General features: G+C 63.9%; 11 protein-coding genes. 4 read left to right on the top strand and 7 right to left on the bottom strand.

The annotated features are described in order from the left end of the window. The first annotated feature begins 204 nt into the window (after positions 1-204). A complete protein-coding gene (locus QEN71_RS36770) occupies positions 205-1662 on the top strand; it encodes a helix-turn-helix transcriptional regulator (RefSeq protein ID WP_201655044.1) in 1458 nt (485 codons plus the stop codon). A 52-nt stretch (positions 1663-1714) separates the two neighbouring features. After that, positions 1715-3523 (top strand): type III secretion system outer membrane ring subunit SctC, encoded by a 1809-nt coding sequence (gene sctC / locus QEN71_RS36765; RefSeq protein WP_201655047.1) that lies wholly within the window; start codon positions 1715-1717, stop codon positions 3521-3523. 12 nt (positions 3524-3535) lie between these two features. Here sctC and QEN71_RS36760 read toward each other — a convergent pair whose 3' ends face one another. The 3 genes from QEN71_RS36760 to QEN71_RS36750 all read right to left on the bottom strand — a co-directional run bounded on the left by QEN71_RS36760 (position 3536) and on the right by QEN71_RS36750 (position 5964). Continuing rightward, positions 3536-4783, bottom strand: coding sequence for an NAD(P)/FAD-dependent oxidoreductase (locus QEN71_RS36760; protein WP_201655050.1), 1248 nt, complete (start codon positions 4781-4783; stop codon positions 3536-3538). A 90-nt stretch (positions 4784-4873) separates the two neighbouring features. After that, on the bottom strand, positions 4874-5500 hold the full coding sequence (locus QEN71_RS36755; protein WP_201655054.1) for a DUF3455 domain-containing protein: 627 nt from the start codon (positions 5498-5500) through the stop codon (positions 4874-4876). A gap of 5 nt (positions 5501-5505) precedes the next feature. Continuing rightward, positions 5506-5964, bottom strand: coding sequence for an HrpB1 family type III secretion system apparatus protein (locus QEN71_RS36750; protein WP_201655057.1), 459 nt, complete (start codon positions 5962-5964; stop codon positions 5506-5508). A gap of 306 nt (positions 5965-6270) precedes the next feature. Between QEN71_RS36750 and QEN71_RS36745 the strand changes: the two genes are divergently transcribed. Further along, positions 6271-6978: a hypothetical protein gene (locus QEN71_RS36745; protein ID WP_201655060.1), complete on the top strand. Its 708-nt coding sequence runs from the start codon at positions 6271-6273 to the stop codon at positions 6976-6978. A gap of 88 nt (positions 6979-7066) precedes the next feature. Here the strand turns inward: QEN71_RS36745 and QEN71_RS36740 are convergent, their stop codons facing one another. Continuing rightward, positions 7067-7564, bottom strand: a complete 498-nt coding sequence (locus tag QEN71_RS36740) for a lytic transglycosylase domain-containing protein (RefSeq protein ID WP_201655063.1) — start codon at positions 7562-7564, stop codon at positions 7067-7069. Then, complete coding sequence (locus QEN71_RS36735) at positions 7561-7860, bottom strand: hypothetical protein (protein WP_201655066.1); 300 nt, start codon at positions 7858-7860, stop codon at positions 7561-7563. The genes QEN71_RS36740 and QEN71_RS36735 overlap by 4 nt, the downstream gene beginning before the upstream one ends. Before the next feature lie 242 nt (positions 7861-8102). Between QEN71_RS36735 and QEN71_RS36730 the strand changes: the two genes are divergently transcribed. Next, a complete protein-coding gene (locus tag QEN71_RS36730; RefSeq protein WP_201655069.1) occupies positions 8103-9026 on the top strand; it encodes a phage tail tip lysozyme in 924 nt (307 codons plus the stop codon). Between the two features lie 238 nt (positions 9027-9264). Here QEN71_RS36730 and QEN71_RS36725 read toward each other — a convergent pair whose 3' ends face one another. Further along, on the bottom strand, positions 9265-9984 hold the full coding sequence (locus QEN71_RS36725; RefSeq protein WP_201655072.1) for a response regulator transcription factor: 720 nt from the start codon (positions 9982-9984) through the stop codon (positions 9265-9267). Between the two features lie 315 nt (positions 9985-10299). Beyond that, entirely contained in the window at positions 10300-11352 is a 1053-nt protein-coding gene (locus QEN71_RS36720; protein ID WP_201655075.1) for a catalase family peroxidase, read from the bottom strand. Positions 11353-11364 lie beyond the last annotated feature (12 nt).

The following is an 11364-nucleotide window of genomic DNA, read 5'->3' as shown; positions in this document are numbered from 1 at the left end:
TCCGTGACGAACGCGAAATCTCAACTTTGCTCAAGCCTCAACTCTTTCCTCTGATAATTGAGAATTTCATAATTCCGTTTGGCTACAGTGCATTCCGTCGCCGCGACGTATCGATGAAATATCGATGAACAACGTCGCGATCGTTTCAACGCGCTCAGGCAGCATCGCCCCTATCGCTGCGCGAGCTTTACGACGGAATCAGCCATGCTCGTTACCTACTACTTCCCGTACGTGTCGATGCTCAACGCGGCGTCGGCGCCTTCCAGCGTCGTCGACCTGATCCGCAACGGCAATGTGCACGCGGCTGCCGCGCAGGTGCAGCGCCTCGTCGATCACCACGACGACGCAACGCCCGCCGCGCTGCTGCAATTGCAGGGCGATCTGCAACTGTCGCTCGGCATGGAAGTCGATGCCGACGACTCGTTCCGCGAAGCGCAAAAGCGCATGCGCGACGACAAGGACGGCATGCGCTTCGCGTCGTGCCGCAACGCGGGCTGGCAGGCGCTGTTCCGCTATCGCTACGGCACGGCGATGTCGTGTTTCATGCAGATCGCCGATCATCCGCAGGCAAGCGCGGCGCTGCGGCTCGACGCGCTGTTCGGTGCGTTCGGCGTGCTGTTCTGCGTCGGCCGTCTGCGCGATGCCGATGCCGTGCTCGATACGCTCGAAGACCTGCTCGACGAGGCCACGTCGAGCGATCACGCTTTGCCCAATGCCGATGGCTGGCAGCGTCTCTTGAGCACCGTGCGTTTCGATGTCGAAGCACAAAGCACGCTGCGTTCGCGTGCCGCGTTGTCGGATCACATCTACTGGCAAGTGGGTTTGACGGGCGATGCCGCGCCGCGCGTCGCGCCGCAGCGGCCCGCCGCGCTGCGCATGCTGACGGCTGCGATTGCCGATCCGCTGCTGCGCGGGCGTGTCGAGTTTCTCGATCATCTGGCGCAGTTCGCGGGCGGCGAGCGCGATGCGCAACAGCCGATGCTCGCGCACGCCGAATGGGCGGGCAAGCAGGGCATCCAGAACTATCAGAGCGCGGTGCGCATCGAGATCGTGCTCGCGAGTCTCGCGGGCGGTGTGTCGTCGCTGGCCGAGACGATTCTCGCGCTGCTGACGGCCGAAGTGCGTATGCCGCAGAGTCATCGGCAGCTGGAGTATCTGTACTGCCTCGCAAAGCTGCGTCACGTGCAGGGGCGCAGCAGCGAATCGCTGGAGGTGTACACGCGTTATGCGCTCGCCGCTGTCAACTGCATCCGCGACGAAGCGGGCGCGCTCGCGCGCTACGGTCAGCGTATCGCACGCGCGCCGGAACAACTCGACGATATCGGCACGCGGCTGCCGGCGCGTTACCGGCGCGCATATCGCTATCTGCTCGACAACCTCGATCGCAAGGATCTGTCGATCCGCGAAATCGCCGCGCAGATCGGCGTGACGGATCGCGCGCTGCAAAGCGCGTTCAAGGCGAGCCTCGGTTCGACGCCGACGGAAATCATCCGGCGTCTGCGCATGGAGCGCATTCGCGCGGACCTCGAAGCCGACGACAGCGCGCACGAGCAGGGCATTCTCGCGACGGCCGTCAAATGGGGCGTCAGCAATCGCTCGACGCTCGTCAACAGCTATCGCCGCGAGTTCAACGAATCGCCTTCCGACACGCTGAACCGCTGACTTTTCTCTTCAGCCGATTTCGCCAGAACAACACCTATTCCGAGCGTCGAACATGAAACTCACCTTCCGTCGCCGCGCGATCGCGGCCGCCCTGCTGATGATGGGCCTGACCGCCGCCCACGCCGCACCGATCTCGTGGCGGCCCGGCGAAGTGCATATTTCGGTGGAAAGCCGCGATCTGAAGGACGTGCTGCGCGACTTCGCGGCGAGCCAGGGCATCATCGCGACGATCGCACCGAACGTGCAGGGCACCGTGTCGGGCCGCTTCGATCTGCCGCCGCGCCGGTTCATCGACACGATGGCGGCGACGTTCGGCTTCGTCTGGTTCTACGACGGCAGCGTGCTCTCCATCAGCACCGCCGACGACGTGACCACCAAGGTCATCAAGCTCGACTTCGCGGGCACGCAGAGCCTTCGCGCGACGCTCAAGCAGATCGGGCTCGATACGGATCGCTTTCCGATCGTCTATGACCCGGAGCAGGGCGTCGCGCTGATCACCGGGCCGCACCGCTTGATTCAACTGGTCGACGAAGTGGCCGCGCGGCTCGATCAGAACGCGAATCGTCGGACGGGCAGCGAAGTCCGCGCGTTTCCGCTGCGCTACGGCTGGGCCGCCGATCACACCATCACCGTGAACGGCAAGACGCAGGTCGTGCCGGGCGTCGCGCACGTGCTGGCGAGTCTGTATCACCCGGAACGGGATAGCGACCAGCAGGGCACGTCGCGCGGCTCGGCGGACGGCACGGCGAATCTTCAGCAGGTCAACCCTTACGCGGACGTGCAAGGCGGCACGAACGGCGGCTCGCCATACAACAGCAACGGCGTGAATCCGCCGCTGCCCGATGTGTTCGCGGGCGTTGCGGCGGCGGGCGGCGGGCCGGTCGGCGCCATGCCGGGCGGCGGTTATGGCGGCACGGCGGGCGGCGCATCGGGCGGCGGTCAAGGTAGCGGACAGGGTGGAGGCCGTGCGGCGACGGCGGCCGTGCCCGAAGGCGCAGGCTCGCTGCCGGTTATTCAGGCCGACGCGCGGACCAATTCCGTGCTGATCCGCGATCTGCCCGATCGCGTCGGTCAGTATCAGCAACTGATCGACCGGCTGGACGTGAAGCGCCGGATGGTCGAGATCGAAGCGCACATCATCGAGATCGACGATGGCGCGCTGAAGCAGCTGGGCGTCGACTGGCACGCGCATTCGAGTCACTTCGATTTCCAGACGGGCAGCGGCAGCGCCAACTCGAACAACTTCAACGGCACGGTGAGCCCGACGTTTTCATCGCTCGATACGGCGGGCAATCTGGTCGCGACGGCGACGCCGACGGGCGGTTCGCTGACGGCCGTGGTCGGCGATGCGGGCCGCTATCTGCTGACGCGCATCGATGCGCTGGAACAGACCAACCTTGCGCGGATCGATGCGAGTCCGAAGGTCGCGACGCTCGACAACGTCGAAGCCGTGATGAACAACAAGACGCAGTTCTTCATTCCCGTGTCGGGCTTCACGTCGAGTAATCTGTTCAGCGTGCAGGTCGGCAATACGCTGCGCGTGCTCCCCATGGTCGTCGATGCGAACGGCGCGCAGCAGATCAAGCTGCAAGTGCACGTGGAAGACGGTCAGCCGACGGGCAACAGCGTGAAGGACATCCCCGAAATCCGCACGAGCGAGATCAACACCGAGGCTGTCGTGTCGGAAGGGCAGAGTCTGCTGATCGCCGGCTATCGCGTCGACAACGACTCGAATCTGAATACGGGCGTGCCTGTGCTGTCGAAGATTCCTGTGCTCGGCGCGCTGTTCCGCTCGCGCACGCATCAGAGCAGTCATATGGAGCGGCTCGTGCTGCTGACGCCGCGCGTGATCGAGTTCTGAACGCGGCGTCGTTCAGTCCTTGTCGCGGACCGTATAGGGCGGCGCCTGCACGACGGGCGCCGCGGCGGCGAAGATGTCTTCGCGCTTGCCGTTGCGCGGCGGATAGATGCGCTCGCAGTTGATCGTGCGTTTGGTCTGTTTGGCGGCGGCGCCCTGCGACGCGAGGCGCCGTTCCCAGCCTTCCGTGTAGACGGCGCCCCACGGCCCGAGATCGAGAATGGTCGTGTACCAGTCGATGCCAAGCGGCAGCATGTCGACGCCGAGCAGATCGCAGACGGCATTGTGGCCCGCATAGCGTCCCATCGGGCGTCCGTGCTGACAGGACATCACGGATGGCCGTTCGCCGTCGATCAGGATGCGCGCGCAATCGCCCGCTGCGAACACATTCGGCACGTTCTCGACGCGCAGGAAAGCATCGACGGGAACGCGTCCGAACGGGTCGTGCGTGACGGGGAATTGCGCCGTCAACGGATTCGCGCGCATCCCGCCGCACCAGACGACCGTCGCTGTGTCGATATGCTCGCCGTCCGTGAATTGCACGCCGTCGCGCGTGACGGCTTCAAGTGACACGCCCGGCAGCAATTCGACACCTTGCGCGGTGAGCGCTTCTTCGATCACCGGCTGCGCGCCGCCCATCGCCTGACCGATTTTCGGCGAGCGGTCGGCGAGTATCACGCGTATCGCGTTGCCCTGACGCTCGCCTGCGATGCTGCGCATGCGCGCGGGCAATTCGGAGGCAAGCTCGATTCCCGTCAGGCCCGCGCCGACCACGACGACCGTTAAACGTCCTTCCGAATCCGGCTGGCCCGGCAACGAGAGCAAGTGGGCCTGGAGACGCGCCGCGCCCTGAAATGTGTCGACATCGAAGGTGTATTCGCGCAAGCCGGGGATAGCCGGGCGAACCAGCTCGCTTCCCGCTGCGAGAATCAGACGGTCGTAGCCGAGCCATTGCTCGGGCGTATCGTCGTCCGGCTCGAAACCCACGCGCCTGTTTTGCAGATCGATCGAGGTGGCCTTGCCGAGAATATGGCGCACGCCTGCGGGATCGAGCACGTCGGCGAGCGGGACGAGCGTGTCGTCGAGCGGCTGCTCGTAGTTGCGCACGCGGATGCTGTGATACGGCGTGCCGTTGATCACGACGACTTCGACCTGATCGCCCGGCACGCGCATTTCATCGAGCTTGCGCGCGGCGCCGAGCGCGCTCCACAAGCCGGCAAAACCGGCGCCGATCACGACGATCCGCTTCAGGTCCGTATCCATGACGGGCGTGCTCCGTGGTTGGGGATGCGGATTTGAGTGTAGTTCGGCGAGACGATCGGTGCTGGATTTTCTTGTATGTCTGCGTGAACGCTATGGCGCCGTGATGCTGACGGGCGTCGTGCGAGGCGCTGCGGCGCTGGCATCCGCATGCCGATAGATCAGATACGTGGCGAAATACGGCACCGCGAGGCTCGCGCCTTCCTGATCGCAAGCGCCGCCAGGTGCGAGACCGCCGATCGTATGCGTGCGCACGATCGCCGCCGTGTGCGTAAAGCGACCATCTCCACTCGACGATGCCGCCGTGAAGCGGATCGTTTCGCGCGTCCACGGTAGCGTCTGCGGATCGGGCTGCACAGTGTCCGTCACGCGCGCGACGACGTAGCTGCCGTCATACGCGGAGTAATAGCCTTCGGGTGTAACGAGCGCGACGGCTTGCCCCTTGTCGTCGAGAAGACGCGCGAGCGTGCCGACAGGTTTCCACAGATACGCGCCGAAATCGGCGGACGGCGTGCTTGCCTGCATGCGCGCACACACGTAATGCATGTCGCCTTGCGCGTGCAACGTGTCGCCCGACACTTCGCCCGATGCGGGTTCGAACGCGGGCGGTAAATCAGCTTGAGGCGCGGCTTGCGGCGCGCTCGCGCAACCTGTGCCAGCAAGTGTCAGCGCTATCGCAATGCCAATCGCGGCTGCGCGTGAAAACGAAACGACGTTCATCGCGATCAGCTGTGTTCGAGCGCGCGGCTCGTTTCGATGGCGGCCAACACACGCGTCGACAGATCCGAATCGTGGACGCTCGCGGAATCGTCTGAGGGCAGGTTCAGAAAGCGCGCGACGATTGCGATGGCCGTGTCGTTGTTCGTATCGACGGCTTCCGTTGCGGCGCGCCGCCATTCGTCGTCGTGCTGCATGTAGAGACACAGCGCGTATAGCGCCGACACGACGGGCAGATTCGCATGACGGCTCGTCACGTGGCGCAGCAGGTTCGCCGCTTCGCGCCATTCGGTCTGATTGATCAGCAGACGCGCTTCGCACACATCGGCGAGCGGGCTGTCCGGCTGCCACGCGCGCAGCGCGCCGAGCACGTCATGCAGTTCCGGCGTGGCGCCGATGCGCATGCCGCCTGAGAACACGGACATCATCGCGTTGAGCACGGATGGACTGCATTGAAGATTCGACATGACGGCCTCGCATGAACAGTTGACGAACGATAGCGGGCACATGCCCGACACTGCATTCTGCGTATCGCGATGCTTCGAAGATCGCCGCTGCGCGAAGCGTCGTGCCGCATGCCGAAGCGTGTCGTGCGGCTGGATTGAAGGAGAGAACGCGCGATGCTTCGTTGCGTTCCACGCGGTCATTCGCGACGCGTCACGCGGCTTCGCGCCACGCCGTCGATGCGCGCTTACCTCCCTCTATCGTCGAGGTTGAATCGGGATCGGGCAAAGATCGCCGGTTCGTCTTCTTTTTTAACCAGAGAGAATTCGATGAACTCCATTACCCAATCCTTTCTCAACCCCGTGAGCTATACACCCGTCGGCGGCATGACGGGCGGTTCGACGCAAGGCGTGCCGGGTCAGGGCGGCGACGTCGGCAAACTGCTGTCGGATCTGTCGCAACTGATCGACGGTCAGCAGAACAATGCGGGCGGCTCGAACAACGTCAGCCAGTTCCTCAAGGATCTGGCCGGCGTGCTGGGCGGACAGCAAGGCGCGCAGGGCGCACAAGGTGCACAGGGTGCGCAGAATCCGGCGACGTCGCTGGGCGGTCAGCCGGGCGGCATGCCGGCGACGGGCGCTCCCACGGGCTCGCCGACCGGCTCGCCCACGGGTGCAACGACCGCCGACAACGGTCTCGGCGCAGCGGGCCAGGGCATGCACAACATCAAGATCAACAGCAAGGCGGGCGGGGACGCGCTGCATCTGCAGGAAGACTCGCAGGGCAATCTGTATAACGCGAGCGGCAACAACGTCGGCCATATGGGCGCGGACGGCTCGGTCACGCTGAACTCCGGCGCGACGAAGGAAGCGGCGATCCTCGAAACGGGTCACGCCGACGGCAAGATGAACATCGCGCAAATGTTCGGCAAGGGCGGCTTCACGAAGCCGGATACGGCCGATGGCGGCAATCAGGTATTCGATTCGTCGCAGGTGTCGGTGTCGTCGGGCGATCTGAATCAGAAGAACGACGTCTGATCGAAATCGGTTGATGCGGCGCGCGGGATTCGTCGCGCGCGCCGCGTTTTACGAGGTATTTGTGGTTCTGCCGGGTCGTCAGGCTAACTCAGCGCGCGGCCAGCGATGCCGCTGTCACCGGCACGCCACGCGCAGGATCGCGCCGCCAGCCGTCGATGATCGCGGCGATGCGGCGCGCGTAGTCGTCGCGCAGAGCGGGCGTCGCCGAATGATAGGCACCCACGGCCGTCCACGTGTTGCCGTAGCGGACCACCTGCTTGCGCAGATGCCATGCGGCGATATAGACGTTCTTGCACGGCACCATCAGCGCATCGCGTCGGATGCCGTAGCGCGCGAGTTCGGGCAGATGGATCGAATTGATCTGCATCACGCCGTAGTCGACAGAGCCGTTTGCGTTCGCATGCGTCGCGTCGGCGTTGTTGTGCGATTCCTGCCACGCGATCGCACGTAAAACTAGCGGGTTCAGATGCTGCCACGCGGCTGCGTCGTCGAAACAGTCGGCATGCGCTGAAACGCTCGCGAGCAAGGTCGGCGCGATCAGCAGCGAGCGTGCGACGAGCGACAAGCGGACGAGACGCATGCTCATGGCGTCGTTGCTTCAATCGTGCGCGTTTCGTGCCAGCGTTGCAGCCACGCGTTGTAAGCGGCGATGCGTGCTTCGCGATGTTCTTCTTCGCGATGCGCCTCCTCACGATGCGCTTCTTCTCGATGTTCTTCTGCGCGACGTTCTTCTTCACGATGCTCTTCCAGACGTCGCGCTTCGATACGATCGTCGTAGGCGTTCACGTGCAGCATGTTTTCATCGACCCGGCTTTGCGCGTGAACGCCGACAGCGCCAAACGTGACGGATAGCGCGATGACAGTGCGCAGAAAGAGGCGCATGAATGGGTTCCTTGTCGAGCGGAATGCGATGCATACGAGGATAGTTGTCGTCGTGCATTCGACACGCTCGCGAAGCGAAGCACCGCTACACACATGCGAAGCGGCTGGAAGCACACTGCACGTTCGCGTTTGCGCATCTGGCTTCGTGCCGGGCGAGATGCATCGTCGGCGCGGCCCGTATCGTGACGCTAACTGGGCGGCGCAATCGATGTCATCGCCGGCCATCTCTTCAGAGGACTCGGATGAACTCTCTTTCTCTTTTCAACGGCGTGGGTGGTGTATCGGGACTGTCGCCTGTTTCGGGCTTGCAGGGCAACGGCTCGTCGCAGGATGCGTCGATTGCGAATCTGCTGAATGACATTGCGAAGCTGATCGACGGCAGCGGCTCGGGGCAGGGCGCAGGGACATCGGGCGCGGCAGCGGGCAATGGCAACGCGATGTCGCAATTCCTCTCCGATCTCGCCGCGATGCTGAGCGATCCCGAAGGCACGGGCGCGCAGAACAGTGCAGGTAGTCAAGGTTCGGGCGCACCGCTCGGCGGCAACAACAATTTCACGACGATGCCCGGCAACGCAGCACCCGCGAGCGGAGCAGGCAACGGCACGAGCATGCCGGTATCGACATCGACGCCTTCGTCGGCGAACAGCGCATCCTCATCAGGCGCAGCGCCGCAAGGACTCAGCACCGCGCCGCAAACACAGGCACTCTCGCCCGCCCAAAGCAAGCAGGCCGCCGATGCCTATGTCAGCAATCTGCAAAAGGACTTCGGTCTCACGAAGGATCAGGCGGCGGGCATCGTCGCGAACCTGTGGCACGAGAGCGGCGGCATGAACTCGGGCATCAATCAGGGCGGCAAGATCGGTGCGCCGGGTTCGAACATGGCAGACGACAACGCGAACGGCTACGACATCGCGCAATGGGGCGGCACGCGCAAGCAGGGGCTGATCGACTATGCACGTCAGCACAATCTCGATCCGTCTAGCGAGGCTGCGAACTACGGCTATCTGAAGCAGGAATTGCAGACGTCCCAAGCGGGCGCGATCGCTGCCGTCAAAGGCACGAACAGCGCACAGGCCGCGACGCAGGCGTTCTGCAATGCGTTTGAACAGCCGTCCGATCCGCAGATGGCGTCGCGTCTCGGCTATCTGAATCAGATTCTTGCGTGATCGCGGGCGGCGTCATCACGCCGCTAGCGCACGTTGAATTAGCACGCCGCTGATGCATGCGCGAATGGCTCGATGGGCGATCCACATGCATAAGCGGGCGCAAATATGGGCGCAAGCACGGATACAGCGTGAGCATGGCGAACGGGCAAGCGTTGCGGGCGGGTTGCCGCAGCGTCGGGCGCGTGCATCGTGTGCTGCGCGGGCCGCATTCGTCCACTCTGTGTCATGTTTCAGCGCTTCATGCAGCGACGGGCTCGCGGCATTGGGCGGCTTCTTCCGAACGCGGGACGAACACATAGCCGAGCGAGTACACCGTTTTCAGCTGCGAGCCATCGCGATTGTCGAGCGCGAGTTTCGAACGCAGTTTGTAGATGTGCTGTTCGAGCGAGCGGCCAGCCAGATCCGCATCCTTGCCCCACACGGCATGCGCCAGTTGCTCACGGCTCATCAGCGTGCCCGCGTTCATGAACAGCAGCCACGCGAGGCTCAGCTCGCGCGCCGTCAGCGACACGCGCCGTTCGCCGAAGCTCACCGTGCGCGCGGTCCGATCGATCGTATAACCCGCGACCGTCAGGCGGTCTACGACTCGCGAGCCGCGGCAACGAGCAATCACGCGGCGTGCACGCGCCATGATTTCGTCGACATTCGTGGTGCCGATCACGACTTCGTCGACGCCCGCATCGAGCGCTTCGATCACGGCCTCGCTGTCCCACGAACGGCCGATCATCATCACGGGCAGATCGGTGCGGAAATGGCAGCTGCGCCACTTGAGCGTCGCGAGCGCGGGAATCTGGCTTTGCGTCGCATCGAAGATCACGAGCGCGGCCGAGTCGCGTTGCAGAAAGCGGATCAGCGACAGCTCGTCGGTGAAACGCGTGCACGACGTGCCGTTCTGTTCGAATGCTTCGTTGATCTGGTTGAACAGTACGTCGCTGAAAGTGAATAAGGCAATTCGCATGTGTACTCCATAACCATCGCAGCGCGGTCGATGCGCGCCGATATCCCCCGTCGTTCTGGTCGTGGGCGCCATCTCTTTTGTAGCGCTCTTGAATACACAACACCTGATAGCAATGGACTATTCCATCCGTTTCTCAATCAGGCGAAGGGGATGGATGAGCATGCGAAAAACGCTTGAGGGACAAGGGTTTGCGGCGACGCGTGCAAGACTTCGCACAGCGGTCTCGCGATGAAGCGCGAAAATATTTTTTGTCGTGTCGCGCGGCGAAGCAGCGTTCGATAAAACGAGTTCACCCACTATCTGGGCGAGGCGCGTCTATCTGTGCGCCGCGTAGCGCTGCTCTTCGCTCACGCGCCGTTCATGCGATTCCGCGTACGCAGCGGAACGCGCCTTGAGCAAAGGATCGTCGGACGCTGCGATGCCGTCCGGCAGGGTCAGCGGGTCGAAGCTGATGTCGCGGCATGGACCGTCGATCTGCGCCTCCTCACGCTGCACGACGAGCGTTCCCACGTCGATCTGCGTGCGGTTCGCGGGCCATAGCCGCGTCGAGTCGTTGCTGACGTCGCCCGGTTGCGCGAGCGTGATCACCATGTGCCAGCGAAGCGGGCCTTGTTGCAGACGTTCCGCGAGTCCGCGCTCCAGAAAATCGGTGTCATGTTTTTGCGCGTCGGCGAGCGGCACATAGGCGTCATCGGGTTCGACACGCCAGCGCACGTTCTGCGCGTGACCGTCGCGATCGATCAACCGGAACGCCGCCACGCTGTAATACGCCGCATTGCCGAATGCCGACGACGGCGGATGGTCATGCAGCCATTGCTCGAAGCGCGCGGTTTCGGGATGCGCCTTCATGAACGCATCCATGCCTTCGTTGCTGCCGTATGTGGTCGTGTCGCGCGCCTGCTTCGAGGCGGCGAGCAGTTCGAACAACGCTTCGGGCGTGCGCACGGGAAAGATCGGCGCGGAGTTCATCGCGGTGCGCCATTCGGCGCCGCCCGGCGTCACGATGCGCAGCGCGAGGCTGCGAACGTTCGACGCGCCATCGGCCTGAGCAGGATTGCCGCCGCCGATCGACAGGCGTCCCACTACCTGAGACCGGCCCGCCGCGAACACCTTGGCGCGCGAGAGCGGCGCAGCATTGCCGTTGCTCTCGAAATAGCCGGTGACGCACACGCCTTTCGCGTGATTGCGCCGAAAGCCCGGATGCTTGCCCGACACGGCTTCGAACCGGTCGACGATCTGTGCCGCCGAAGGCTGCGTGCCGAGCAGGCCCGCAAAACCGTGCGTAATGGCGTAAGCGCCTGCGACGGAGCCAAGTGCGACCACAGCGAGCGCACCGCCCGCGACTATGCGAAAGGGAAATCTGGACATGAATCGACAACT

Origin of the sequence: Paraburkholderia sabiae, from assembly GCF_030412785.1 — a bacterium.
GTDB lineage: Bacteria > Pseudomonadota > Gammaproteobacteria > Burkholderiales > Burkholderiaceae > Paraburkholderia > Paraburkholderia sabiae.
Note: the sequence above shows the minus strand (reverse complement) of the source record. Positions and strands in the feature narration are given on the sequence as shown.

What these genes read in the sequence shown, in the direction of transcription:
- sctC (WP_201655047.1), top strand. Translation starts at nt 1,715, where the DNA reads ATGAAACTCACCTTCCGTCGCCGCGCGATCGCGGCCGCCCTGCTGATG.
- QEN71_RS36760 (WP_201655050.1), bottom strand. Translation starts at nt 4,783, where the DNA reads ATGGATACGGACCTGAAGCGGATCGTCGTGATCGGCGCCGGTTTTGCC.
- QEN71_RS36725 (WP_201655072.1), bottom strand. Translation starts at nt 9,984, where the DNA reads ATGCGAATTGCCTTATTCACTTTCAGCGACGTACTGTTCAACCAGATC.
- QEN71_RS36740 (WP_201655063.1), bottom strand. Translation starts at nt 7,564, where the DNA reads ATGAGCATGCGTCTCGTCCGCTTGTCGCTCGTCGCACGCTCGCTGCTG.
- QEN71_RS36770 (WP_201655044.1), top strand. Translation starts at nt 205, where the DNA reads ATGCTCGTTACCTACTACTTCCCGTACGTGTCGATGCTCAACGCGGCG.
- QEN71_RS36735 (WP_201655066.1), bottom strand. Translation starts at nt 7,860, where the DNA reads ATGCGCCTCTTTCTGCGCACTGTCATCGCGCTATCCGTCACGTTTGGC.
- QEN71_RS36755 (WP_201655054.1), bottom strand. Translation starts at nt 5,500, where the DNA reads ATGAACGTCGTTTCGTTTTCACGCGCAGCCGCGATTGGCATTGCGATA.
- QEN71_RS36730 (WP_201655069.1), top strand. Translation starts at nt 8,103, where the DNA reads ATGAACTCTCTTTCTCTTTTCAACGGCGTGGGTGGTGTATCGGGACTG.
- QEN71_RS36745 (WP_201655060.1), top strand. Translation starts at nt 6,271, where the DNA reads ATGAACTCCATTACCCAATCCTTTCTCAACCCCGTGAGCTATACACCC.
- QEN71_RS36720 (WP_201655075.1), bottom strand. Translation starts at nt 11,352, where the DNA reads ATGTCCAGATTTCCCTTTCGCATAGTCGCGGGCGGTGCGCTCGCTGTG.
- QEN71_RS36750 (WP_201655057.1), bottom strand. Translation starts at nt 5,964, where the DNA reads ATGTCGAATCTTCAATGCAGTCCATCCGTGCTCAACGCGATGATGTCC.